Consider the following 23,417-nt stretch of genomic DNA (forward strand, 5'->3'; position numbering starts at 1 on the left):
ACCTGACTTTTATGACATTTTTATGACAAAGCGGTTTTTCGCTTTTAAATCAATCGGTTATATATGGCCGCTGAGCCGTCTGATAAGCCTCATCAGAAATAAGCTTGCGGAAACCCCGCAGGGTATTCAGCGGTGCATCCACCACAAAGCTGTTCACCAGCCAGGACGGCAGGCCGCCGCCCGGATCAGCATGAGCCTCGTAAGTGACCTCAATCACACCATCACCCTGAGGCGCGAACTGCCAGTAACCGTCCATGCGGCGGATACGGATATGATCGTCGTTTTCAGGAAACACGTCGTTGCGAGCGGTGACGTCAACGCGGACGACGCCAGTTGACGGGTCCTGCGAAATCGTTGTCTGAGAAATGCTGTCACGGTTTTTCACCGGCCAGGGCATTTCAGTCACCATGTAATACACGGCTTCTTTGTCGTTAAGTTCTTCAATCAACGCCATGGCTTTGCAGTTGAACACCCAATCGTGAGTGCGATCCGTATCCTGCAGCAGCGCAATGGGCGCCGTCAGCGTACTTCTGACGTGAGTGACGGCCCGGAAGGCGTTCATATCAGAGTCTTTGACCGAACGGGTGTATACACGGATGTCATCGTCTTTGTCGTAGGTTGCTTCCTTCCAGTCGCCCGCCCAGCTGACAGACGCTGTTGCCCACATCAGGCAGAAGATGAGACTGCGTTTAATGATCATGCTTGCTGCCCCCCATGCAGTTCGGGGATACAGGTACCTGTGCAGGGTCCTGCCACTCATCCGGTGCATACAGGTGCAGAGCCAGCGCGTGAACCGGCCCCTGAAGTTCTTCCTGTAGCAGACCGTACACTTTCTGGTGACGAGCGACGGCACGCAGGCCAGAGAAAGCATCAGACACCAGGGTAATCTTAAAATGGGAGTCACTCGCCGGGCCGGAGTGCATGTGGCTTTCGTTGTCTATCTGAAGATGTAGCGGGCTGAGAGCCGACAGCCGTGTTTCTATGCTCTGCTGTACGCTGGACATTAGAACTTCCGTAATTGATTTGCTGGCGTATCCTGACAGGACATCCCTACTATAAACAAGACCAACGCGGTTGCACACCGGTCAGTCTTATCGCTACAGTATCAGGCTTATTTTTATTCACCGACGGAAGCAGGACAATGCAGGATACTGAAACCCCACGTACCCACTCTCTGATTGATCGCTACTACGAAGAAGAACGTGAACTCCAGGAGAAAGAACTCTCTCTGGCGGAGGTAACACTGCGTCTGGACGCGAATGACCTTGCCATGCTGGGCATGGTTGCGCGCCGTTTCCGTAAGGGTCGTGATGATGTCGCACAGGAAGTATTGTCCCACGCGCTGATCGATCTGTTCGCCCGGATAGAAAGTGGTGAACGCAAACTGATGGCGCGCGATGCCGATGAATCAGCAAAGGCCATTGCCACCAGTATTGCGGAAGAAAACGGCATCCGTGATGTAGATTTCCGCAGCGGCTACTGGGCGCAGCAGGAACGCCAGATCACTAAGTTGGAAAAACAACGTGAGAAGCTGGAAAAGAAAGCGGCAAAAGAAGTAGCGCCCGCTGAGCCAACACCAGCGGCGAGCAATGAATCCGCCGAAGAAGCTGTTCAGTACCCTGAAACCGGCGCGATTGAGAAAGCACCCGCAGCACTTGAGACGCAGATTGAAGCAGCGAACGGCCCCGGGCAGGAAAACGCTGAAGAAACGCCTGCCTCAGTATTTGCTGACTGATCGCCTCAGTCAGAGCCTGTATCTGGCCACTGTTATTTGCGCCAGATCCGCAGTTCCCGGAATTCGCCGGGACCTGCTTCCATCCAGAGTAACTCGTGTTGATCCGAGAAGATAAACCGGTTCCCCATCAGAAACCCTTCCCGGCGACGCCCGGAGACAGTCGCTGACGCCTGCCGCCCCTGTTTCTTGGCAGTCTCCACATAGTTATCAGGCAAGAGATCCATAATTCTCTCCAATCCCAATGGTATCCGGCCGGGGGCCGTACTCTGTGCTATGAGTACCGCAACCTGGTGACAATCACGTGTCAGCTCTGCGGTTGCTCTCCCTCGCCCATGCATTACAATGTGCCGCCCCGAAAGCAGTTCGTCAATTGAGAATATACGCTATGGCAATTCAGTGGTTCCCCGGGCACATGAACAAGGCCCGGAAGAAGATCAGTGAGGCGATGCCCGACATTGATCTGGTGATTGAAGTGCTGGATTCCCGCCTGCCCTTCTCCAGTACCAACCCGATGGTCGATGAACTCCGCCGTGACAAGCCCTGTATCAAGGTACTGAACAAGGCCGACCTCGCCGACCCGGCCATCACCAGGGCCTGGGCTGACCACTTTAATGCACAGGACAACACCACAGCATTGCCTCTGGTCGCGGAAGACAGGAAGCAGGTCAAACAGCTGATCAATATGGCCAGGAAAGTCGGAGCAGCGCGTCTGGAGAAGAACCTCGTGGTCCGGGTCATGATCATGGGCATCCCTAACGTCGGGAAGTCGACCCTGATCAATGCGCTGGCGGGACGCTACATTGCCCGCACCGGTAATGAGCCTGCAGTGACCAAAGCGAATCAGATGATTGATCTCAAAAATGGCATCGTTCTGTCCGACACCCCCGGAATTCTCTGGCCAAAGTTTGAGAATGAACTCAGTGGCTACCGGCTCGCAGCCAGTGGTGCCGTGAAAGATACCGCGATTGAGTACACAGATGTCGCTCTGTTTGCGCTGGGCTATCTGCGTACCGCGTATGCGGACGAACTGTCGGCCCGCTTCAAGCTGAAGGAGATGCCGGAGACTGCTGAGAAGCTGCTGAATACCATTGCAGCCAAGCGCGGGTGCCTGCGTGCCGGTGGCATTGCCGACCTGCACAAAGCATCAGAACTGGTATTGCACGAAATGCGCGCTGGGAAAATCGGGCGTATTTCGCTGGAAACTCCCGATATGGTTGCTACAGAACTGGCTGAAATAGAACGCCTGCGCCTTGAAGCAGAAGCGGCAGAAGAAGAAAGCGCCAATAAAAAAGGCTGAGTAAATACTCAGCCTCTTCAGTCGCCATCGTTACCCTCAGGCTTCGGTGGTATCAATCCGCTCATGTACCTGAATAAAGGTCTGCCATTCTTCGTCCGGGTCGGCTACGACCTCAATCGGATACAGGCCTTCGTCTGTCGGTACGCTGTCCAGCCCTGCTTTCAGCTTTTCAAGATCACTGGTATAGATAATCCACTGATTGATACCGTCATGGGTGATCATCATCGCCACAACCGACGTTTCATCCGGCTCCAGCCGGGTCTGCAGATGCTCGGTGAAGGCAACGATGCGGGCCTGCTCGGCCACTGCAGGAAAACCAGTGCTGTCGTCCAGCGACTGTGCATGCCAGGCAATCTGAACACATAAAGGGTATTTGCCGGAATCCCGCGCCAGCGTCCAGTCTTCACGGTACTGAATGCTGATGGGTTTCTCCTGCAAGGTCCCGGATGCCCGTACCCAACGATTGTTAACCAGCATGGTGGCTTTCCTTCTTATTCCATCTGTTTATACCAGACTAACGGATAACCGCTGAATTGCCAATCACAGCCGGTTTAATGGGATCTTCAGGTAGCTGACACCATTTTCTTCCGGTTCAGGAAATGCGCCTGCGCGGATATTTACCTGCAGCGACGGAAGAATCAGACGCGGTGCTTCAAGACTGGCATCGCGCTCTGCGCGCATCCGGATAAACTCTTCGCGGGTGTGGCCGGCACCAACATGAATGTTATCTTTTTTCTGCTCTGCCACCGTTACGACACTGCTCAGCTCACGATCGGATGGCGGGTAGTCATGACACAGGTGCAACTGCACGTCATCTCCGAGCGCAAGCAGCTTCTGTATAGAATCAAACAGCGTCCCGGCATCACCGCCGGGGAAATCACATCGCGCAGTTCCCACATCCGGCATAAACAACGTGTCTCCCACAAACACGTCGGTATCGCCCACAAGATAACTCACGCAGGCCGGCGTATGCCCGGGTGTCGCCATCACACGGATTTCTGTCTCGCCCAGCATCAGGAGTTCGCCGTCCTGCAGCAACAGATCAAATTGCGAGCCGTCGGTGGCGAAACGGCTGTCTTCATTAAAAATACCGGCGAAGATGCTCTGCACTCCGACAATACCTCCCCCGATGACGATCTGTGCACCGGTCTGTTGGCGCAGCCAGTCAGCGGCAGACAGGTGATCCGCATGGGCATGCGTTTCAAGAATGAAATCACACGCCAGACCTTCTGCGCGGATGGTATCCAGAATGTCTTCCGCCGACGCGACTGACGTCCGGCCAGACTTTGCATCGTAATCCATCACAGGATCAACAATCGCGCAGCGTTTTCTGGCCTCATCAATAAGCAGATGAGTGAAAGTCGATGTATCTTTATGAAGGTAGCTACGAACCTGATGCGTCATCGGGGTAGTCCTCTGTCTCGCCCTGAACTTTGATTATTGTATTAGAATATTCTTATTTAGCAATATACAATTCAACCAATCAGGCGAGGCAGCGGAGCTAAAATGACACAGTCAGCCAGTAAGAATCGTGCGGCAGCCGTCAGGCTGTTGAAGGCCATGGGAAATGAGCACCGCCTGGATATTCTCTGCACTCTGAAACACGGCGAGCTGTCTGTTTCTGCCCTGTGCAACCGGATAGACCTCAGCCAGTCAGCCATGTCTCAACACCTGGCGTGGCTCAGAAACGAACGCCTGGTCAGCAGTCGGCGTGCGTCTCAGTCTGTGTTGTATCGCCTCAGCGATACGCGGGCCGCCGAGATGATAACCCTGCTGAACCGCCTGTATGGATCGGTCGATGAAAATAACTAATACCCTGGTTCCATGGGACAAAAACTGGCTTCTGCCAGACATTACTTCAGGCCTGATAGTCACCATCATGCTCGTCCCTCAGGCCATCGCTTATGCGTTTCTTGCAGGGCTTCCACCTCAGGCCGGGCTTTTTTCTGCCCTGCTTCCTCTGATTGCGTACGCCATTCTGGGCACCAGCCCAACGCTCGCGGTTGGGCCTGTGGCGATTATTTCTCTGCTGACGTTAAGTTCACTGAGTGGGGTCGTCAGTCCGGGGGCGGCCGACTATCCTGCGTACGCGGCGCTGCTTGCTCTGCTCACCGGAGCCTGGCTGCTGGTGTTTTACGCCATCGGGCTTGGCAGCTGGACCTCCTTCATCAGTCACTCGGTGGTGTCCGGTTTTACCAGCGCTGCGGCCATCGTCATTATTCTCAGTCAGCTTAAATATTTTACCGGGCTGGATATCCCTAAAGGTGGCCCGGGCTGGGAGCCGCTGACGTATCTGTCGGCGCATTGGCAGAATATTCAGGCCGTACCGGTCATTCTTGGAATCAGTGGCATTTTTCTGTTGCTGTTGTGGCAGAAGGTCGCTCCCCGTATTACTCACCGCCTGCCGCTGGCAGACAGTATCCGTACCCTGATAAACCGTCTGGGTGCGCTGGTTCTGATTCTGTCGGGGGCGGCTGCGGTTTGGTTTCTGTCGCTGGAGACGGACACGGTGGGCACCGTCCCCCAGGGCTGGCCGGACATGGTGATTCCCGACATTATGGCGCTTAACTGGGAAGCTCTGCTGGTGCCCTCGGCGGCCCTGTCGTTGATTATTTTTCTTGAGAGCCTGTCGATTGCAAACACCATGGCACGGGATCAGCGGCGCCGAATTCTCCCGAATAACGAACTGCTCGCGCTGAGCGCTGCCAATATCGCTGCAGGCGTCAGTCAGGCCATGCCCGTTGCCGGCGGCTTTGGCCGCAGTATGGTCATGGTAAACAGTGGCGCACGCAGCCAATGGTCTGGCGTGGTGACGTTTATTCTGATGGCCAGCGTCGCCCTGATGGCGACTGACTGGTTTGAATATCTGCCGAAAGCGGCGCTGGGGGCACTGATCGTCGTCGCCACCTGGCCTTTGTTCCGCTGGCATGACGGCATTAAAGCCTGGCGTTTCCAGCGCTCCGACGGCATTGTCTGGCTGGTCACTTTCGCAACGGTACTGATCATCAATGCAGAAACCGGCATCCTCGCGGGCGCGGCGCTGTCACTTGTTATCTATCTCCGTCGCACAAGCCAACCTCATATTGCCGAAATCGGACAGCTTCAGGGGTCCGAGCAATTCCGTAACGTGCTGCGCCATAAAGTACGGACGGTCCCGGGGGTGCTGCTGATCCGCGTGGATGAGAATCTCTATTTCGCCAACAGCGACTATCTTATCGACTATGTTCTCAGGCGGATCACAGACGACCGTACTATTCACCAGGTGATTATTGTAGGCACCGCGATTAACCATGTGGATTTCTGTGGTCTGGAAGCACTGGAACTGCTTAATGAACGTCTGCGCGAAGAATCCGTGCAATTACATCTTGCGGAATTTAAAGGCCCGGTAATGGACCAGCTGGAGAACAGCAGTCTGATTGATGACCTGTATCCCGGCAGAGTGTTCTTTACCACCGCCGACGCAATCCGCTACCTGCAGCGGCAGGAAGAAGAAAGCGAAGAACATTATACAATTTAAGGTTTAAGTCCTGCCCGCCGGGCCGTTAAAATGTAGGCCAACAACCACGGAGACCGCTTGTGCCGACATTACATCTGATACTTCTGATTGCTGCAGCGATCGTCATTCTGGTGCTTTCAGGCTATGCGCTGCACCTGACCCGACAGGTGAAGAAAATGCAGGCAGAGCAGCGTGCAGAAGAAGCGGAAGCCGAACTGCAACTGCGCAAATATCAGGAAGGACTGGTGCAGGATATCCGCTTTATCGCCAGCTCGGTGGTGCAGGAACAGTGTGACATTACCGAAGGCGTCCTGCGTATTCAGTACCTGCTGAACGGGCTCGACCCGGCCGTGTGGGAGATGCAGGAACTGAAAACTGTCCGCGATCACTATGAAGCCACACGCACTATGCCGATACTCGAAGCGTATAAAGCGCTGACACCGAAACAACAATTTGCTATTGATAGAGAGCGCCTGCGTCTGGAAGACCAGAACAAAGCCTCAGTCACACGCGAATTCCGCTGGCTGGCGGCATACAGTTTCCCACAGGTAACTTTGTTGCAGTAATTTCTGCTCCGGTGTGGTCGCACTGAAACTTATATAACGATATACGGAGCCCACATGAAAAAATTACTGGCCACCGGCCTGCTGATCTGCAGCCCACTCGCCCTGGCAAACTGGACGCTGACGGACGAATCAGACGTTACTTTTCTGTCCACCAAAAATACCAATATTACTGAAGTTCATCACTTCCGCAGCCTGACGGGCAAGGTGACAGACAAAGGCAAAGCCACTGTTTCGATTGATCTCAGCAGTGCCGATACCGGTATTCCGATCCGTGATGAACGCCTGCTGAAGATGCTGTTCGAAGTGACTGAGTTTCCCAAGGCTGAGATCAGTGCCGTGATTCCGGAGCATATCCTCAACGCTGCCCTGGCAGGTAAAACATCGTCAGTGTCTCTGCCCGTGCAGCTGAACTTCCACGGCGTGACCAAAACACTCGAAACTGAGGTACTGGTTATGCCCGCGATGGATAAAACCGTGGCTGTCGTGAGCACCCGCCCGGTTCTTCTTAAGGCAGAAGATTTCGGCGTTGCTGCCGGTATCGAAGCCCTGCGTAACGTTGCAGGCCTGAAAGAAATTTCAGCGACTGTTCCCGTCTCATTTAATCTGCTGTTCAGCCGCTGAGCTGAGTCAGGCAGAGGCGTCCAGGAAGCGGTCCCGCCCCTGCGCCTTTGCCTGATAAAGAAAGCCATCCAGGTGATCAATAATCTGCGATAGCTCCAGGTTCTGATGGGGGCGCGGGGTGACGGACATAAAACTTCCGGACGCCGTCACCGGAACCCGCTTCTGTTCATCATTCAGAACCACCATATCGCGGATTGCCTGCTGAACACGGCCCGCGACAGACAAGAGTTGATCTGGCTGACAGCCCGGCAGCAGCAGTGCAAATTCTTCCCCACCGAGTCGTCCGATGTGATCCGTCGGTCGTATCGTGTTGCGCAGAGTTTTGCATAGCATCTTAAGTACCCTGTCGCCGGTACCATGCCCATGAACATCATTGACCTTTTTAAAGAAGTCGACGTCCATCAGGATCATAGAAAATACGTGATACTGGCGCTGACCTCTGGCCCACTCACGGGAGTAAACACGCTCAAAACCACGACGGTTTTCGGCGCCGGTCAGCGGATCAGTCAGGGCAAGAAGCGCCTGTTGCTCTGATTGCTTCACCATGACCAGACAGGCAGCAATCACCGCCGCCAGATGCTGCATGAAATCAGTCGCCATACCGCTCTGGAAGCGCTCAGAGTTTGATGAATACAGATTCAGTACACCGAGGTATTCGCCGTTGCGCATCAGCGGCAGCCCCAGTCCACTGCGCCAGGGGGGCGGCGGAGAAATCGCGCCAGCCTTGATCACTGGCATCGAACTTTTAAATTCGATCTGATTAAGCATCACGCCCTGGTCGATATCGAGCGACTGCAGCATCGAGGCTTTCAGATCCCCGTCCGGATCACACACCCGGAGGCTGACGGCGTCCAGTTCGAATTGAGAAGGAAGTGCTTCAAGCAGCAGGGTCAGAAAGTCCTGCCAGTTCTGTGCTGACAATAATTGAAGTTCGAATGCCTGAAGTCGTTTCAGCAGCGCTTCATTGCGCCGGGCATTCTCAAGTAATTCCTGCAGTTCCAAACAGTTACAGCTCCCAGTGGTCCTGACATTTCTCTGGTCCGACACCAGAAAAAAGGTTCCCGACACAAGTGTAGTCACTATTTGGATTTTCGCCCGGGTGAGTCGAATTTTTATTTGATATACTGCGCGCTTTACCTGTATCTCTGAACTATGTCTGATTCCATTCTGATATTTGACTCCGGTGTCGGCGGGCTCAGTATTCTTACTGAAGTACGTAAGGCACTTCCCGGAGTTCATATCCGTTACCTGATGGATTCAGAGATGTTCCCCTATGGTATCCGTGCCGACGGCCTGCTGGCCGAGCGCATTGTCAGCGTCTGCAAAGCGGCAGTGAGCAGTTTCTCCCCTTCTATGCTGGTTCTAGCGTGCAATACAGCCAGTACTCTGGCGTTATCGCAGTTACGGGAAGCGCTGGAGCTACCCGTGGTAGGCGTCGTACCGGCCATCCGGGTCGCAGGTGAGCAATGTCGCAGGACGGACAACCTCTGCTTCGGTCTGCTGGCAACGCCTGCCACCGTCAGTCGATCCTACACGCAGGCTCTGATTGACGATTTTGCATCCGACTGCCGGATCGAACGTTTTGGTTGCAGTGAACTTGTCGACCTGGCAGAGCAGCACATCGCGGGGGTTGATACCCGTGCGGCACTTCATGGCCTGATCGGCAACTGGCTGGCTCAGCATCCGGATATGCGTCATGTGGTGCTTGGCTGTACCCACTTTCCCCTGTTACGGGACGAACTTGAGCTGCTCTGGCCAGAGATTCACTGGATTGATTCAGGCGCCGCCGTGGCAAGGCAGTCTGCGCGGGTGTTCCGGGGTATCGCGGATGAAGACACCAGCCTGAGCTGTAACTGGACCGGAACACAGGAACCCGAAGCGGTTAAGCGCTTCCTCAGTCAGCTCGGGCCATTAAAAGACGCGGGTCGGTTGCTGGTGTAAATTCTTATACACACCAAAAACTTTGTATAAGTTTTAAATAATTGAGTAGAATGACCGGGCAATATCCCCGACGATAGAAACCATTAACGGAAATTACATGTCGAAATTAGAGTCTCTGTACCAAGAAGTACTGGCAGAACTGGGCGAGGACACCAGCCGTGAAGGCCTGCTGGACACCCCAAAGCGCGCCGCGAAAGCGATGCAGTTCCTGACCAGTGGTTACACCACTGACATCAAGGAAGTGATCAACGGCGCAGTTTTCACCAGTGAGAACGACGAAATGGTCGTCGTACAGGGCATTGAGTTCTACTCATTATGTGAACATCACGTTCTGCCGTTCATCGGACGCTGCCATATTGGTTATCTGCCCGATGGTCAGGTGCTTGGGCTCTCTAAGTTCGCGCGCATTGTTGACCTGTTCGCCCGCCGTCTGCAGATTCAGGAAAACCTGACCAAGCAGATCGCGGATGCCGTAGAAGAAGTCACGGGCTGTCGCGGTGTCGGCGTGGTTATCGAAGCGCAGCACATGTGCATGATGATGCGTGGTGTGCAGAAGCAGAACTCCATGATGCGTACGTCTGTTATGAAAGGCGTGTTCCGTGAGAACCAGGCGACCCGCCAGGAATTCATGCAACTCGCTGGTCTCTGATAATCCGGGAGGGCTATGGCCTCGGTCGAATGGTGGATCTGGCCACTGATTCTCTACAGTGCAGGGCTTCTCGCGGCCACTGATGCGCTCTGGCAGGGGCGCACTGCACAAGGCACTGTCGCCTGGGTACTGGCATTACTGCTGATGCCCGCGCTTGCCCTTCCCTTCTATGCCTTTTTCGGTAGCCGGCGATTCCGTGCCTACCGCGCCAGCCGCCGCCGCAAGGACAATCGCCTCGGTGCCATCGAGCGGCACGTCCGCCAGTCGATTAGTGACTATCTGGTCAGTCCTGATGAGGTGAGCACGCCTCTTCAGCGACTTTTCCGACTCCCCCTGATCAGCGGCAATGAAACCGAACTGCTGATTAATGGTAAAGACACGTTCAATGCCATTCTCAACTGCGCGCAAACGGCGAGACATACCCTGTGCGTGCAGTTCTATACCTTCAGGGACGATGCTCTGGGGCAGCACTTTTCAGACATACTCTGCAATAAGGCCGCCGAGGGCGTGCGGGTGTATCTGATATACGACGAAATCGGCTCCGGGGGTCTGGATGATGACTTCCTGCAGGAGATGACCGACGCCGGTGTTCAGGTATCACGCTTTAATCCGATCAGGCTGCGCAACCGTACCAACCTGAATTTCCGCAATCATCGCAAGCTCGTCATCGTCGATAATCATACTGCGTTTGTGGGTGGTCACAACGTCGGGGTTGAATATCTTGGACTCGATCCGGACTTCGGCCACTGGCGGGACACGCATATGCGCATATCCGGTCCTGCCACTCTGGCTTTCCAGCTGTCATTTGCCGAAGACTGGTACTGGGCCACCGGACAGGAACCGGACCTCTGTTGGGATGCCCCCGCTCCCGCAGGCCCGCGGGAAATCATGTGTATCAATGCAGGTCCTGCAGATTATTACGAATCGGCGAGTCTCTATTTCACGCATATGATCAACAGTGCAAAACGCCGTTGCTGGCTGGTCAGCCCCTACTTTGTCCCCGATCAGACAGTCTATTCTGCTCTGCAGCTCGCCGGATTACGCGGTGTCGACGTACGGATTATTCTTCCGGGTATCTCCGATAACTGGATGGTCGCGCAGGCAAACCGCAGTTATGTCGCTTCCCTGTCGCGCGCACAGGTGCAGTTCTATACCTATACCCCCGGCTTTCTCCATCAGAAGATAATGCTGATCGACGACGAATGGGCCAGCGTTGGCAGCGCCAATCTCGACAACCGTTCTCTGCGCATCAATTTTGAGATCGCAGCCCTGGTCAGAGACGCGGGGTTCGCGCGGGAAATTGAAGCCATGCTGGAATACGATCTCAGCAAATGCGAGCCTACTCACGTAGACGAGCGCTGGTGGAAGCAGCTTCTGGCGCGGCTGTTGAGATTGCTGGCACCCGTCCTCTGACCCGGAGCGCTCAGGGTAAAAGCGCGGCAAATAAAAAAGCCGGGCATGGCCCGGCTTGTCTCTCTGAAGTATCCGTCAGAAGCGGTAACCGCAGGCGATCATGACAGCCAGCGGATCAATCTCTACCTCAAGACCGTCAGCGGCGCCCCCGCGTACTTCTGTATCGATATCTACCTTCCAGACCGAAGCGTTGACCAGCCATTTGTCATCAACCATGTAATCAACACCGGCGCTGTACGCCAGTCCGAAACTCGGCTTCAGGCTGCGGCTGCCCAGGTCAGCCTCATCGGACTCGTCGAAGAAGAAGGTATAGTTCACGCCCAGGCCAACGTACGGCTGGATCTTAGAGTCAGCAGACATAGGGTAAAACTGAGCAGATACGGTCGGCGGCAGGTGGCTGACCTCCATCACATCAACGCCATCCAGCGCCCCGTCACCTTCGACAGTGTGAGTGAAAGGTGTTGCCGCCAGTAACTCAAGGCCAATATTAGGCGTCACCATATAGGTCGCCGTCAGTCCGAGTTGCGTATCAGATGTGATGGTCAGGTTCGAATCCGCGACCAGAGCGCTGGTATCGGCGTTGTCGTCTTTCGGCATCACACTGATTACACCAGCTTTTATCTGAATATCTCCTGCCTCGTAGGCCATCGCTGGCACAGACGCAAACGCTACGGCAGATGCAATCACTGTGGTTACAAATTTAATCATTTCGCACTCCTTACACTGTGCAATCAAAAGACAATGCAAGAGTAAATCAGCGCGGTATCTCACCGTTGATTCAGATCAAAAACCCTTGTGGGGACAGACACTTAGCGAGCAAAATCACGATCCAGGTCAATTGGCGTAGAAATACACCACTACTTAAGCCACCTTGGCATGACTTTTTCTATCCGAGTCGAAAAGGTGCGAATTGTGGCCTATAGTACATAGAAGGCTGATTGCAGGTGAATTACGGTCAGCCGTGTCATCAGCGCACAGAATGATTTGCCAACAGGATTACGGCCTTGACCATATCGAAGCACGACGACTTTCAACAGAAAAGCCATGTGGGTGTGCGCCTGCTGTCTTACCTTCTGGCATTCAGTTTCTTTGTCACACTGGCGGCGTCAGTCTATGTCCTCTATTCCGACTACGATCGCGGAATTTCGCAGTTTCAGAATCACCTCAGCCAGATTCAGAGCAGCTATCAACAAAGCGTCAGTTACAGCCTCTGGAACTTCGACAACCGTCAGATTGAAAGCCAGCTGAACGGTATTCTGAACTTTCCCGGGGTTGTCTACGTATACATTGAAAGCCGTAATAAGCTGGTACAGAGTGCTGGCGACATCTATGCCCGTACCGACCAGCAATACTCATTTGAACTGACTCACCAGAGTGCTTCTCAGAACTACCACCTGGGCAACCTGTATATCAATGTTGATTACACAGGGCTCTACGACGACCTCAAGCACAAAGCCGTTACTATTATCCTGAGTCAGTTCGTCAAAACCTTTTCTGTTTCTATTTTTGTACTGTTTCTTGTTCGCTCTCTGATTACGCATCGCCTCAATACGATGGCGGAATGGGCGCGCGGCTTCAGTCTGAACAATCTCGATCAGGCGCTTGAGTTTGATGGCGGTAAAACGCGCTACGACGAACTCGATATGGTGGCCGATGCAATTAACCGGATGCGCGATACCCTCAAACAGGACGCGCACGAACGGGAGCAGTCGAAACAACAGCTGATCCAGACCAAAGAGCAGCTGTCGGTCGCCATTGATAATGCATCGCTCGGCTTCGCCCGATATTTCCCAGAGCTTGACCGCCTGGAGTGCAACAATCACTTTGCCCGTCAGCTGGCGACAACCCAGCATGAGCTGGAGGCGATGGTGCGCCCGATGGAACATATCCGCGATCTGATCCGTGGCATCAAGGGGCCGGAACAGCGTGAGCGGATAAATCAGCTGCTTTACGGACGTATTTCCCGAATTCACGGTGAGTTCACTATGGTGAACTTCCGCAACGACAAATGTTATTTCGATATTACCCTGCAGATTCTGCAGTTTAATGAGTCGCGCCCGAAAGAAATTCTGATCTGCATCGTCGACAAGACAAAAGAACAGGCTGCCGGACGCCAGGCGCAGGAACTTGCGATCTCTCTGGAAAACAAAGTGACCCAGCGGACGGAAGAGCTGTACGAGGAACAACAGCGGGCCAATAACACCATCCGTAAATTACAGGCGCGTCTTGAGCGCTCTATAAACAGTGCGCGTTCAACGTCGTCGAATCAGTTTAAAAAGCTGCTGACCGAAGAGCTTAGCCGTAATTTTGCAGACAAAGATCTGCCGGGGCGCCTGCCCGTTTTCCGCCAGTATCTGGACATCTGCCTGGCAGATGAGCCCGAGCCTGTCGATATCACCGGAACAATCCGGGAAGTCATTGATGCGTCTTCAACACTGCACGACATCAAAACCACGACACGACTGCCCTTCTCTCTGATTATTTCCGAGTCACCGGCTCTGATCCGGTTTGTGCTCGCGGAGCTGTGTGAAAGTGAAAGCTTTATCAAAGCAACGGAGATGCTCGACATAGATATCCGTGTTGGTACTGAGGTGGCAGATATCAGCCTGACCTTCCACCTGACCAAGGCTCTGGAGAACCTGCCAGACCATCCGAATGGTGACCTGCTGTCGTACATCGTATCCAGCCGCTTCCGTAACGAGCTGAAGCGCGAACTGAAGGACGCCTCGACAGTGGTTGTGAGCTTTGGGCTGAACCTGATGATGGATGATCTTCCGGACTGACACCCAAGCATAAAAAAGCCCCGGACTGCTAAGCAGTCCGGGGCTTTTTTTATTGGCTTATCACGAAATGATGAAGTGATCTTCGTCCATCTGCATCAGAGTCTTTGGATCTTTCAGCATCATTTTTCCATGAGCTTTGTAACGAGGCAGAATCCGGTCGTAGTAAAACTCAGCTGTCTGAATTTTCGCTTTGTGGAAATCGACATCCTTACCGGCGTTAATATTTGTCATGGCAGCATCAGCCATTTTCGCCCAGAAGAATGCCATCACAACGTAGCAGGAATACATCAGGTAATCGACAGAAGCAGAACCAACCATGTCCCGGTCTTTGTTTGCTTTAAACGCAATCCGGTAGGTATCAATTCGCCACGCCAGCATCGCGCGCTTCAGACGGCGGATAAATGGCTTCATTTCTTTCTTGTTTTCGTGTGATTTGATAAACGCACTCACCACTTCACGGAATTCATTGAAAGACTTCAGTCGACCCAACAGGATCTTACGGCCAAGAAGGTCAAGCGCCTGAACCCCGGTGGTACCTTCATATAGCTTGGCAATCTGGGTGTCACGGATGATCTGCTCCATGCCCCACTCCTTGATAAAGCCATGACCACCGTAAACCTGAACACCGTGGTTTGCCGCTTCATAACCCAGCTCTGTCAGACCCGCTTTCATGATAGGCGTCAGGAAACCGAGTTTGTCATCCCAGTCTTCGTACGCTTCCATATCGCCTGCAGCGTGCGACGCCATCATTTTGTCTGCCAGCGTTGCTGCGTAATACAGCATGGCACGACCACCCTCAGCGATGGCTTTCTGAGTCAGAAGCATGCGACGGACATCCGGGTGAACGATCAGTGCATCAGCGACTTTATCCGGGCTCTTTTTACCACTCAGCGAACGCATAGAACGACGCTCTTTGGCGTAAGGCAATGCGCCCTGGAAGGACAGCTCTGCGGCACCAATCCCCTGAATAGAGGTTCCCAGACGGGCGGTATTCATAAAGGTGAACATACAATGCAGACCTTTATTTTCAGGGCCGATCAGGAAACCTTTCGAACCATCGAAGTTCATCACACAGGTAGACGAACCGTGAATACCCATTTTGTGTTCGATAGAACCACAGGTCACATTGTTCGCGTCGCCGTTGCTGCCGTCTTCGTTCACATTCAGCTTGGGCACAATAAACAGAGAAATACCTTTGGTACCGGCCGGTGCATCAGGCAGACGCGCCAGCACGATGTGAACGATGTTGTCGGTAAAATCGTGTTCACCAGAAGAAATAAAAATCTTGGTACCGGTGATGTTGTAGCTGCCGTCCGGATTTGGCTCAGCCTTGGTTTTTACCTGACCAAGGTCAGTACCACACTGAGGCTCAGTCAGACACATAGTGCCGGTCCAGTGACCTTCAGTCAGCGGTACGAGAAAGGTCTGTTTCTGCTCTTCGGTACCGTGCAGATAAATAGTATTCATGGCGCCCAGTGACAGGCCCGGGTACATACCCCACACCCAGTTTGCCGTACCGATCAGCTCAGATTTGATCACGCCCAGTGACAGAGGCAGGCCCTGGCCGCCGTATTCAACCGGCGCAGACATACCCTGCCAGCCGCCTTCCATATACTGCTGGTAAGCTTCTTTAAAGCCTGGAGGTGTGGTGACTTTACCGTCTTCGAATTTACAGCCTTCATCACCTACCTGATACAGAGGTGACAGTACTTCTTCGCTGAAACGGGCGGCCTCGCCAATGATGGCATCGACCATATCAGGGGTGGCTTCTTCACCGCCTGGAATATTCTGATAGTGCTTCTGATAGTCGAAAACGTCGTTAATCAGGAAATTGATGTCGCGCAGTGGTGCTTTGTACTGAATCATGAAAATGTCTCGTTGTTTAAAATACAGACACTCAGGATTCTTTCAGCAGGAGGGATGCCCGCCATTGGCCTGTAAGACCACAGCGGGCGTCAGCAGAGTTAACCCCGCAGAAAACAGGGTTAACTACTGACTCAGATCAATCAGGCAGGCTCAGCTTCTTTGCGCTTTGCTGCTTCTTCGTCTTTCAGTTCACGACGCAGGATCTTGCCGACTGGAGTCATCGGCAGCTCAGTACGGAATTCAATGTACTTAGGCTGCTTATAACCGGTCAGGTTTTCACGGCAGTGTGCCTTGATGTCTTCAACCGTCAGATTCGGATCCGATGAAATAATGAAGAGCTTCACTGCTTCACCGCTCTTCGCGTCCGGTACACCGATCGCTGCACAGTTTTCAACTGCAGGGTGGTTTGCGACTACTTCTTCAATTTCGTTCGGGTACACGTTAAAACCAGAAACCAGAATCATATCTTTGATACGGTCAACGATCTTGACGAAACCATCGTCATCAATGACGGCAACGTCACCGGTCTTCAACCACTCGCCATCAGCCGTGAAGGAATCGGCAGTGGCTTCCGGACGGTTCCAGTAACCTTTCATGACCTGAGGGCCTTTCACACACAGCTCTCCACGATCGCCCTGCGGCACTTCGTTGCCCTGATCGTCGATACACTTCAGTGCAGTACCCGGTACTGCCTGACCCACAGTACCCAGACGCTCCAGGCCACCAGCTGGGTTAACCGCAACGATAGGTGAGCACTCAGTCAGACCATAGCCTTCGGAGATGCCACAACCGGTAAGATCTTTCCAGCGCTTAGCAGTGTCTTCCATCAGAGCGGTACCGCCAGACAGCGTCAGGTTCAGGTGAGAGAAATCCAGCTCTTTGAATTTAGGGTGATTCAGCAGGCCCACAAAGAGAGTGTTCAGACCGACAAAACCGTCCAGCTGATGACCAGAGATCATCTTAATGAACATACCAGGATCACGTGGGTTCGCGATCAGGATACTGTGGTCGCCCGAATCCAGCATGGCCATCAGGTGAACAGTAAAGGAGTAGATGTGGTAAAGCGGCAGCGGAGCAACCACAGTTGCGCCATCTACAGGCTTCAGTGGCTTACCGCTGTCGTCCACCTGAGCCATGTTGGTACGTGCCTGAAGCATGTTAGCAATCAGGTTGAGGTTGGTCAGCTCGGCGCCTTTAGCAACACCGGTGGTACCACCAGTGTACTGCAGTACGATAGTGCTGTTGTGGCCAGTGATGTGGTTCTTAGCGTACGCACCGGATGATTTCCCCAGGCTCAGTGCCTTACGGAAACGCACTGCGGTCGGCAGCGAGTAATCCGGAATCATCTTTTTAATGTACTTAGCCGCAGCGTTGATCAGCTGACGCTTAGGGAATGGCAGCATGTCGGCCAGGCTGGTCACGATCACGTGCTTCAGACCGGTTTCCGGCAGGATGTTCTGCACTGACTTGGCAAACATGTCCATGCACACCAGCGCCTTCGCACCCGAGTCATTGAACTGATGCAACATCTCACGCTCGGTGTAGAGAGGGTTGGTGTTAACCAGGATCATACCCGCACGCAGAACACCATATACCGCAATCGGGCACTGCATGATGTTAGGCATCTGGACAGCCACACGGTCACCCGGCTTCAGGGTGGTGTGATTCTGGAGGTAGGAAGCGAACGCCGCGCTGTACTCATCAATTTCGCGATAAGTCAGAGTGTAACCTACGCTGGTAAACGCTTTGCGGTCGGCATAACGCTCAAACGCGCTGTCGATAACTTCAACTACTGAGTCGTACTCATTGGTGTTGATCGTGTCGGCAATACCGGGTGCACGTTTACCGTCCCAGAATGACGCATCCATATTAAAAACCCCCTAACAAATGTTCTTTTTCTGACCGCCCGAACTATCCCTGAAAGGGTGTTTGAGCGGAAGTGGAATTCGTGACATGATTCTGGTCATTTATCGCCACACTATTTATCCGGGTATCCGGTATAAACAGGAGAGAATATGCAGCCTCACACCACGGCAGACGGGACTTCTGCGGCCATCTCTCACGAGTACCTCGGCCCTCTGCTGGAATTTCTGGCGCAACAAGGTATCAGCAGTGCGCAACTAGTACAAGGTACAGGGCTTATGCCACGCGCACTCAGCACCCCTGGACGGGCCATTTCGGCAACCCAGTACGACCAGATTTTCCACAATGCTGTGACATTGACAGCAGACCCTCTGCTGGGGTTTGAACACGGTCGGCGGATGAGCATTGCGACTCACGGTTTTCTGGGATTTGCGGTGATGGCCAGTGACAGTCTCGGACATGGTCTCTCCCTGGCCATCCGTTACGCTGCCACCCGCACGGGCCTGGCTGATATCCGGTTCGTGCACCAGGACGGCAAGGCCATCATCCAGGTTCTGCGACGAAAAGCCCTGCCCCGCAGCTTTCCTTATATTGCGCACAACATTCTGGTCACCTTCCTGACAATTGCCCGATTTCTTACCCGGGAAGAGCTGAGTGATGACGTCAGTATCTGCCTTCAGGAAGCGCCGCAGCAACCGGAACACTATTACCGTAACCTGCTCGACTGCGAGGTGCACTTTCATCAGGAGCACTATCAGCTGGTGCTGTCAGACGACCTGCTGACGATCCCGGTATCTACCGCCAACGGCGTCGCCCGTCTGATCGCTGAACAGGAGTGTGAACGACTGCTTGCCGCCACCACTCCCGAAGCCCTGGACCTGGCCTCACGTGTACGCCATCAGCTTCAGCAATATGGGCACACGCTGTCTTTGCAGGACATCGCCCGGCGCCTGGAGGTCAGCCCACGCACGCTTAACCGTCAACTGGCCCAGTTAAACACCAGTCTGCGCCAACTCACAGACGAAGTCAGAAAAGAGTATGCCTGCCACCTGTTATCCGCCACACAACTTAAGATTGAAGAGATCGCAGGGGAACTCTCTTATACGGACACTTCTAACTTCGTCCGCGCCTTCCGGCGCTGGGTCGGAGTCACGCCACTGGCGTTCCGGAAAATGACAAAATCTGTGGTCTGATTCACATTAGCGGGTGCGCGAGTTGCCAAACACCTGTATAACAACGCTATACTCAGGACGCTTTTTGTCTAATATAACCAGATGTCACCTCTCACCGTGACACGATAATAAGAACAGAATAAAGACAATGACGAATATTCATTTCCAGAGCGGGAAACGCCCCGTGTATCAGGAGCTGTCAGCGGCAGTTAACCAGCACTTCCGTGACAGTGGTCAGAAAAAATCCGGAAACCATACGCTTTTCCGTAAGGCCCTTATTATCGGCCTCCTCTACGTTGGCACCTACCTCGCGGTGTATGCTCTTCCTGAGGGCTGGCAACTGCTGGCGTGGGCGCTCCACGGTATTGCGACGGCTCTTGTGGGCTTTAATATCATGCACGATGGTGCGCACGAGTCCTTCAGCCGTTCCCGCCGCCTGAACCGTCTGATGGCACTGACTTTTAACCTCATCGGCAGCAACCGCTACTACTGGGCGCAGAAGCACAACCGCAATCACCACGCATTCACGAATGTCGATGAAGCGGACGAAGATATTGATGCGCTGGGGCTGTTCCGTATGAGCCCACACCAGAAACACAGATTCTTTCATCGCTATCAACACTTCTATGTCTGGGGCCTGTACCTGATCACCAGCCTGTTCTGGTTTTTCGCCCTCGACTTCAAGGCCTATCACAGCCAGAAGATAGCGCACCGTAAATACAGCCACCGTATGCGTCTGGCAGACCACGTAGAGTTCTGGGCATCCAAAGCGGTGTATCTGATCATTTATCTGTTACTGCCTGCCACGGTACTGGGTGGTGAAGCCGCCCTCACCGGCTTTCTGATCATGCATGCCTTCCTGGGCTTCCTGTTTGCTGTGGTCTTCCAGCTGGCGCATGTCGTGGATAAAGCGGAGTTCCCGCGCCCTGATGAACACGGCACCATGGAAGATGAATGGGCCGTTCACCAGATGCGTACGACCGTAGACTTTGCCACAGATAACCGCTTTCTCACCTGGGCGTTGGGCGGCCTGAACTTTCAGGCAGAGCATCACCTGTTTCCCAGGATCAGTCATGTGCATTACCCGGATCTGCACCCTCTGGTGTCTGCGCGCGCAGAAGCCATGGGCTATCAGATTCGTAGCTACCCGACGCTCTGGGCTGCAATTCGTGGACATTACCGACATATGCGGGCCATGGCACGACCAGAAGAGGAACTTATCGGGTCGCCTAATGATCAACAGACCTGTTAAACTGGCTTAAAACGATACATGAGGTGGGCTGCAGAAAACGCAGCACCTCGCCTCAACTATCTGTTTCATCGGCTCAGCCCGCCATCCGGCGACCCGGATATCGCGACTTTATGCAGAGCTGAAATTTTTCGGATGCCCAGAAGTCTTTTCTGCAGGAAGCGATAACAGAAGACGCCGACTGGGCACCCGTCATAGATACGTTCAACAGTATGCTGAACACGACGTAGATATCAGGTTTCACTGACATCTGCGAAGTGCATCTGTAATACCAGAGAGCGGTTGTTTATAAGACAGGACGCGCAATCGGTTATGCACCCACGGCTGGAACAGCAATTATCACTCTATCTGAGTGACACCCCGGAGCTTCGCGAAGCTCTCGAGCACTTTATTCAGGCAGTCGACCTGAGCTACCGCGCTTATGACATGGAGCGCCATGATCTGAAGCGATCTCTCGAGCTGGGGGCAAAAACCCTGATGGAGAGAAACGTCGTACTCAGTCGTAATCTGGAAGCGCAGCGCACAGCGCAGCAGCGTCTGGCGCAATCATACGAAGTACTCAACGCCACCCTTAATTCGTCAAATGAGGGCGTTCTGGTGGTGGGTCACGACGATATTCCTATTGCCTATAACCACCGCTACCTTGAACTGATGAGGCTGACTCAGCAGCGGATTGCTGAAATGGACGCCGTCAGCCTGATGAAAAACAGCAAATCGCTGGTCAAAGACAGAGCCAGACTGAGTGCTCAGCTAAAAGCCCTGAAAGAGCCCGGAAGCAGCGCGTTTGAGGTATTCGAGTACCATGATGGCACCTGGGTCGAAATCTACGCGACACACCATGAAGCTGCGGGCTATATCTGGATGCTCCGTGACATTACCGAAGTCCGCCAGAAAGAAGCGACCATCAGTTTTCAGGCATTTCACGATAGCCTGACGGGACTGCCTAACCGGGTTCAGCTTCAGGAGCGTCTCCTGAATGCCATTGATAACGCCCAGCAGGGACATCACCGTTTCGCCCTCTGCTACCTTGATCTGGATGGATTCAAAACCATCAACGACAGCCTCGGGCACAACAGTGGCGATGACCTGCTGATTCAGGTAGCGAAACGCCTGAAAGACGTAATGCGCCCTGAAGATACGCTCGCCCGCGTGGGCGGAGACGAATTTGTCGTTATTTTTAACCACATTCACGACCATCAGGAAATTCTCGGACTGGCTGAAGACCTGCTGAAAACCCTCGCCGATCCTATTCGACTGGAACGACGCGAGTTTGTGATTGGCGCCTCAATCGGCATTGCCATGTACCCGACAGACGGCGAAGAAGTCGGCATTCTTATGCGTGATGCAGATATTGCGATGTACCGGGCGAAAGCCAACGGCAAAAACTGTTTCCACTTTTTTACGCCCGCCATGGAGCGTATGGCAGTGCAGCGTATGTCGCTGGAGACAAACCTGCGCCGCGCCCTTGAGAAAAACCATCTCGAGCTTTATTACCAGCCTAAGGTCTGTCTGCATGATATTTCAGGCAACCTGAAAACCGGCCACCTGCACAGTTTTGAAGCGCTTCTACGCTGGCCCAAATCCAACGGTGAATTTGTCTCGCCTGAGAGCTTTATTCATATCGCCGAAGACACCGGAATGATCGGACGTATCGGTTACTGGATTCTTGAGCAGGCGTGTCTGCAGGCCAAGGCCTGGTACGATCAGGGATACCACGCCAACATCAGCGTGAATATCTCGCCGCGTCAGTTTCTGATTCCCAACTTTCATCATGAAATCATGCATATCATCCGGGAACTGAAGGTCCCGGAATCGCTGATTTCCATCGAAATTACTGAAAGTCTGCTGATGCAGGACCTGACTCACGCGCGGCACGTTCTTGAGTATTTCCGTGATCAGGGGATATTTATTTACCTCGACGACTTCGGTACCGGTTTTTCTTCACTGAATTACCTGAAAAACCTGCCGGTCAACGCCATCAAAATTGATCGCACCTTTGTCAAAGATCTGAGCTGGAGCAGTGCCGATCAGGCGATCGCTGCCTCCATCATTACCCTGGGCAAAAACCTGGATATGCTGATTGTCGCCGAAGGCATCGAAAATGCCGAACAGGCAGATTTTCTCATCCGTAACGGCTGTGATCTGGCTCAGGGCTATTACTACGGCCATCCCGTTAATGCCGAACAGGCGACTCTGTATCTGCATCCGGACGATATGATCCCTTCAACAATTGCCAACAGCCTGACTCCTGAGTAAATTGCCAGCCAGTTTACTCAGTCAGATGCCGGAGCCATCGATCTATGTACCCTCATTTCGTCGCCGTTGACGCCAGTTCCTACGAAGATACTGCTCACCCTGTGGCTATTGCGTGGTCTCTGGCCGACGGAACCATCAAAACGACGCTGATTCAGCCCGAAGATGACTGGGAAGACTGGGACTACGCTCTGGAAGACATTCACGGGATCAATCAGGACACCCTGTATCAGCGGGGAGAAACCAGCTGGTCTGTCATCCGCGAACTGGAAAACGACCTGGAGCAGCCTTTCCTTTTCTGCGAAGACACAAGCCGGACCGATCTTCTGTTCGAACGCCTCTATGAGGCCTGCGGCCGGGACGTCACCCTTGAAACCGGTCATTTTGGTGATGAGCTGTCCAGTCAGAGAGACCTGAATGAATGGCTGATGGATACCGGCTTCCAACACCTGCCCTGCGACGAACGCGTCCGACTGATGCTGACCGCCTGGGCTGAAGACAATAAATGATCAC

Annotated in this window: 23 protein-coding genes and 1 pseudogene; 15 read left to right on the plus strand and 9 right to left on the minus strand. The window is 53.5% G+C overall.

Annotation, left to right across the window (positions count from 1 at the left end; genetic code table 11):
* Nucleotides 1–49 precede the first annotated feature (49 nt).
* The gene (locus Q1L85_RS06095) at nucleotides 50–700 is read right to left on the minus strand and encodes an START domain-containing protein (RefSeq protein ID WP_300426924.1); all 651 of its coding nucleotides are present in this window, start codon (nucleotides 698–700) and stop codon (nucleotides 50–52) included.
* Complete coding sequence (locus tag Q1L85_RS06100; protein WP_300426925.1) at nucleotides 690–1,004, minus strand: BolA family protein; 315 nt, start codon at nucleotides 1,002–1,004, stop codon at nucleotides 690–692. Before Q1L85_RS06100 ends, Q1L85_RS06095 begins: the two co-directional genes overlap by 11 nt.
* A 137-nt stretch (nucleotides 1,005–1,141) precedes the next feature.
* Between Q1L85_RS06100 and Q1L85_RS06105 the strand changes: the two genes are divergently transcribed.
* Nucleotides 1,142–1,735, plus strand: a complete 594-nt coding sequence (locus Q1L85_RS06105; RefSeq protein WP_300426927.1) for a hypothetical protein — start codon at nucleotides 1,142–1,144, stop codon at nucleotides 1,733–1,735.
* Nucleotides 1,736–1,767: 32 nt separating this feature from the next.
* Here the strand turns inward: Q1L85_RS06105 and Q1L85_RS06110 are convergent, their stop codons facing one another.
* A complete protein-coding gene (locus tag Q1L85_RS06110; protein ID WP_300426929.1) occupies nucleotides 1,768–1,959 on the minus strand; it encodes a hypothetical protein in 192 nt (63 codons plus the stop codon).
* A gap of 161 nt (nucleotides 1,960–2,120) precedes the next feature.
* On the opposite strand from Q1L85_RS06110, the gene ylqF reads away from it, so the two are divergent.
* Nucleotides 2,121–3,032, plus strand: coding sequence for a ribosome biogenesis GTPase YlqF (gene ylqF, locus Q1L85_RS06115; protein ID WP_300426930.1), 912 nt, complete (start codon nucleotides 2,121–2,123; stop codon nucleotides 3,030–3,032).
* A gap of 36 nt (nucleotides 3,033–3,068) precedes the next feature.
* Here the strand turns inward: ylqF and Q1L85_RS06120 are convergent, their stop codons facing one another.
* Nucleotides 3,069–3,509, minus strand: a complete 441-nt coding sequence (locus Q1L85_RS06120) for a DUF695 domain-containing protein (protein ID WP_300426931.1) — start codon at nucleotides 3,507–3,509, stop codon at nucleotides 3,069–3,071.
* Nucleotides 3,510–3,572: 63 nt separating this feature from the next.
* The gene (locus Q1L85_RS06125; protein WP_300426932.1) at nucleotides 3,573–4,436 is read right to left on the minus strand and encodes an MBL fold metallo-hydrolase; all 864 of its coding nucleotides are present in this window, start codon (nucleotides 4,434–4,436) and stop codon (nucleotides 3,573–3,575) included.
* 102 nt (nucleotides 4,437–4,538) lie between these two features.
* Between Q1L85_RS06125 and Q1L85_RS06130 the strand changes: the two genes are divergently transcribed.
* The 4 genes from Q1L85_RS06130 to Q1L85_RS06145 are packed head-to-tail and all read left to right on the plus strand — an operon-like array spanning nucleotide 4,539 to nucleotide 7,715.
* Nucleotides 4,539–4,844, plus strand: a complete 306-nt coding sequence (locus Q1L85_RS06130) for a metalloregulator ArsR/SmtB family transcription factor (RefSeq protein WP_300426933.1) — start codon at nucleotides 4,539–4,541, stop codon at nucleotides 4,842–4,844.
* A complete protein-coding gene (locus Q1L85_RS06135) occupies nucleotides 4,831–6,549 on the plus strand; it encodes a SulP family inorganic anion transporter (RefSeq protein WP_300426935.1) in 1,719 nt (572 codons plus the stop codon). The genes Q1L85_RS06130 and Q1L85_RS06135 overlap by 14 nt, the downstream gene beginning before the upstream one ends.
* Before the next feature lie 59 nt (nucleotides 6,550–6,608).
* Nucleotides 6,609–7,094, plus strand: a complete 486-nt coding sequence (locus tag Q1L85_RS06140) for a DUF2489 domain-containing protein (RefSeq protein WP_300426936.1) — start codon at nucleotides 6,609–6,611, stop codon at nucleotides 7,092–7,094.
* A gap of 54 nt (nucleotides 7,095–7,148) precedes the next feature.
* The gene (locus tag Q1L85_RS06145) at nucleotides 7,149–7,715 is read left to right on the plus strand and encodes a YceI family protein (RefSeq protein WP_300426937.1); all 567 of its coding nucleotides are present in this window, start codon (nucleotides 7,149–7,151) and stop codon (nucleotides 7,713–7,715) included.
* Nucleotides 7,716–7,721: 6 nt separating this feature from the next.
* On the opposite strand, the gene Q1L85_RS06150 is transcribed toward Q1L85_RS06145, so the two are convergent.
* Entirely contained in the window at nucleotides 7,722–8,717 is a 996-nt protein-coding gene (locus tag Q1L85_RS06150; protein ID WP_300426938.1) for a DUF484 family protein, read from the minus strand.
* A gap of 150 nt (nucleotides 8,718–8,867) precedes the next feature.
* Here Q1L85_RS06150 and murI point away from each other — a divergent pair, with 150 nt between their 5' ends.
* From murI to cls, 3 genes are all read left to right on the plus strand, one after another.
* Nucleotides 8,868–9,656 carry a glutamate racemase gene (gene murI, locus Q1L85_RS06155; protein ID WP_300426940.1) on the plus strand — a complete coding sequence of 263 codons (789 nt, stop codon included), beginning with the start codon at nucleotides 8,868–8,870 and terminating at the stop codon, nucleotides 9,654–9,656.
* 97 nt (nucleotides 9,657–9,753) lie between these two features.
* Complete coding sequence (gene folE, locus Q1L85_RS06160; RefSeq protein ID WP_300432610.1) at nucleotides 9,754–10,305, plus strand: GTP cyclohydrolase I FolE; 552 nt, start codon at nucleotides 9,754–9,756, stop codon at nucleotides 10,303–10,305.
* A gap of 15 nt (nucleotides 10,306–10,320) precedes the next feature.
* Nucleotides 10,321–11,718 (plus strand): cardiolipin synthase, encoded by a 1,398-nt coding sequence (cls, locus tag Q1L85_RS06165; protein WP_300428357.1) that lies wholly within the window; start codon nucleotides 10,321–10,323, stop codon nucleotides 11,716–11,718.
* A 75-nt stretch (nucleotides 11,719–11,793) separates the two neighbouring features.
* On the opposite strand, the gene Q1L85_RS06170 is transcribed toward cls, so the two are convergent.
* Nucleotides 11,794–12,426: an OmpW family protein gene (locus Q1L85_RS06170; protein ID WP_300428355.1), complete on the minus strand. Its 633-nt coding sequence runs from the start codon at nucleotides 12,424–12,426 to the stop codon at nucleotides 11,794–11,796.
* A gap of 296 nt (nucleotides 12,427–12,722) precedes the next feature.
* On the opposite strand from Q1L85_RS06170, the gene Q1L85_RS06175 reads away from it, so the two are divergent.
* On the plus strand, nucleotides 12,723–14,501 hold the full coding sequence (locus tag Q1L85_RS06175; protein ID WP_300428353.1) for a hypothetical protein: 1,779 nt from the start codon (nucleotides 12,723–12,725) through the stop codon (nucleotides 14,499–14,501).
* A 60-nt stretch (nucleotides 14,502–14,561) separates the two neighbouring features.
* On the opposite strand, the gene Q1L85_RS06180 is transcribed toward Q1L85_RS06175, so the two are convergent.
* Nucleotides 14,562–16,367 carry an acyl-CoA dehydrogenase C-terminal domain-containing protein gene (locus Q1L85_RS06180; RefSeq protein WP_300428352.1) on the minus strand — a complete coding sequence of 602 codons (1,806 nt, stop codon included), beginning with the start codon at nucleotides 16,365–16,367 and terminating at the stop codon, nucleotides 14,562–14,564.
* A gap of 140 nt (nucleotides 16,368–16,507) precedes the next feature.
* On the minus strand, nucleotides 16,508–18,235 hold the full coding sequence (locus Q1L85_RS06185; protein ID WP_300432613.1) for an AMP-binding protein: 1,728 nt from the start codon (nucleotides 18,233–18,235) through the stop codon (nucleotides 16,508–16,510).
* 147 nt (nucleotides 18,236–18,382) lie between these two features.
* Between Q1L85_RS06185 and Q1L85_RS06190 the strand changes: the two genes are divergently transcribed.
* The 5 genes and pseudogenes from Q1L85_RS06190 (at nucleotide 18,383) to Q1L85_RS06205 (ending at nucleotide 23,413) form a co-directional block, all read left to right on the plus strand.
* Nucleotides 18,383–19,423, plus strand: a complete 1,041-nt coding sequence (locus Q1L85_RS06190) for an AraC family transcriptional regulator (RefSeq protein ID WP_300428176.1) — start codon at nucleotides 18,383–18,385, stop codon at nucleotides 19,421–19,423.
* A 127-nt stretch (nucleotides 19,424–19,550) separates the two neighbouring features.
* Nucleotides 19,551–20,654: an acyl-CoA desaturase gene (locus Q1L85_RS06195; RefSeq protein ID WP_300428175.1), complete on the plus strand. Its 1,104-nt coding sequence runs from the start codon at nucleotides 19,551–19,553 to the stop codon at nucleotides 20,652–20,654.
* 140 nt (nucleotides 20,655–20,794) lie between these two features.
* Nucleotides 20,795–20,881 (plus strand): annotated as a pseudogene (locus Q1L85_RS16730) (DUF2789 family protein); the annotation flags it as partial.
* Nucleotides 20,882–20,963: 82 nt separating this feature from the next.
* Entirely contained in the window at nucleotides 20,964–22,907 is a 1,944-nt protein-coding gene (locus Q1L85_RS06200; RefSeq protein WP_300428174.1) for a bifunctional diguanylate cyclase/phosphodiesterase, read from the plus strand.
* 44 nt (nucleotides 22,908–22,951) lie between these two features.
* The gene (locus tag Q1L85_RS06205; RefSeq protein WP_300428173.1) at nucleotides 22,952–23,413 is read left to right on the plus strand and encodes a hypothetical protein; all 462 of its coding nucleotides are present in this window, start codon (nucleotides 22,952–22,954) and stop codon (nucleotides 23,411–23,413) included.
* Nucleotides 23,414–23,417 lie beyond the last annotated feature (4 nt).

This window comes from uncultured Thalassolituus sp. (assembly GCF_950066645.1).
GTDB lineage: Bacteria > Pseudomonadota > Gammaproteobacteria > Pseudomonadales > Oceanobacteraceae > Thalassolituus.

Coding starts and splice junctions, on each gene's coding strand:
- cls (WP_300428357.1), top strand. CDS start 10,321: ATGGCCTCGGTCGAATGGTGGATCTGGCCACTGATTCTCTACAGTGCA.
- Q1L85_RS06200 (WP_300428174.1), top strand. CDS start 20,964: ATGCACCCACGGCTGGAACAGCAATTATCACTCTATCTGAGTGACACC.
- Q1L85_RS06180 (WP_300428352.1), bottom strand. CDS start 16,367: ATGATTCAGTACAAAGCACCACTGCGCGACATCAATTTCCTGATTAAC.
- Q1L85_RS06120 (WP_300426931.1), bottom strand. CDS start 3,509: ATGCTGGTTAACAATCGTTGGGTACGGGCATCCGGGACCTTGCAGGAG.
- Q1L85_RS06190 (WP_300428176.1), top strand. CDS start 18,383: ATGCAGCCTCACACCACGGCAGACGGGACTTCTGCGGCCATCTCTCAC.
- Q1L85_RS06105 (WP_300426927.1), top strand. CDS start 1,142: ATGCAGGATACTGAAACCCCACGTACCCACTCTCTGATTGATCGCTAC.
- Q1L85_RS06095 (WP_300426924.1), bottom strand. CDS start 700: ATGATCATTAAACGCAGTCTCATCTTCTGCCTGATGTGGGCAACAGCG.
- ylqF (WP_300426930.1), top strand. CDS start 2,121: ATGGCAATTCAGTGGTTCCCCGGGCACATGAACAAGGCCCGGAAGAAG.
- Q1L85_RS06145 (WP_300426937.1), top strand. CDS start 7,149: ATGAAAAAATTACTGGCCACCGGCCTGCTGATCTGCAGCCCACTCGCC.
- Q1L85_RS06205 (WP_300428173.1), top strand. CDS start 22,952: ATGTACCCTCATTTCGTCGCCGTTGACGCCAGTTCCTACGAAGATACT.
- Q1L85_RS06125 (WP_300426932.1), bottom strand. CDS start 4,436: ATGACGCATCAGGTTCGTAGCTACCTTCATAAAGATACATCGACTTTC.
- Q1L85_RS06110 (WP_300426929.1), bottom strand. CDS start 1,959: ATGGATCTCTTGCCTGATAACTATGTGGAGACTGCCAAGAAACAGGGG.
- folE (WP_300432610.1), top strand. CDS start 9,754: ATGTCGAAATTAGAGTCTCTGTACCAAGAAGTACTGGCAGAACTGGGC.
- Q1L85_RS06130 (WP_300426933.1), top strand. CDS start 4,539: ATGACACAGTCAGCCAGTAAGAATCGTGCGGCAGCCGTCAGGCTGTTG.
- Q1L85_RS06135 (WP_300426935.1), top strand. CDS start 4,831: ATGAAAATAACTAATACCCTGGTTCCATGGGACAAAAACTGGCTTCTG.
- Q1L85_RS06185 (WP_300432613.1), bottom strand. CDS start 18,235: ATGGATGCGTCATTCTGGGACGGTAAACGTGCACCCGGTATTGCCGAC.
- Q1L85_RS06100 (WP_300426925.1), bottom strand. CDS start 1,004: ATGTCCAGCGTACAGCAGAGCATAGAAACACGGCTGTCGGCTCTCAGC.
- murI (WP_300426940.1), top strand. CDS start 8,868: ATGTCTGATTCCATTCTGATATTTGACTCCGGTGTCGGCGGGCTCAGT.
- Q1L85_RS06170 (WP_300428355.1), bottom strand. CDS start 12,426: ATGATTAAATTTGTAACCACAGTGATTGCATCTGCCGTAGCGTTTGCG.
- Q1L85_RS06195 (WP_300428175.1), top strand. CDS start 19,551: ATGACGAATATTCATTTCCAGAGCGGGAAACGCCCCGTGTATCAGGAG.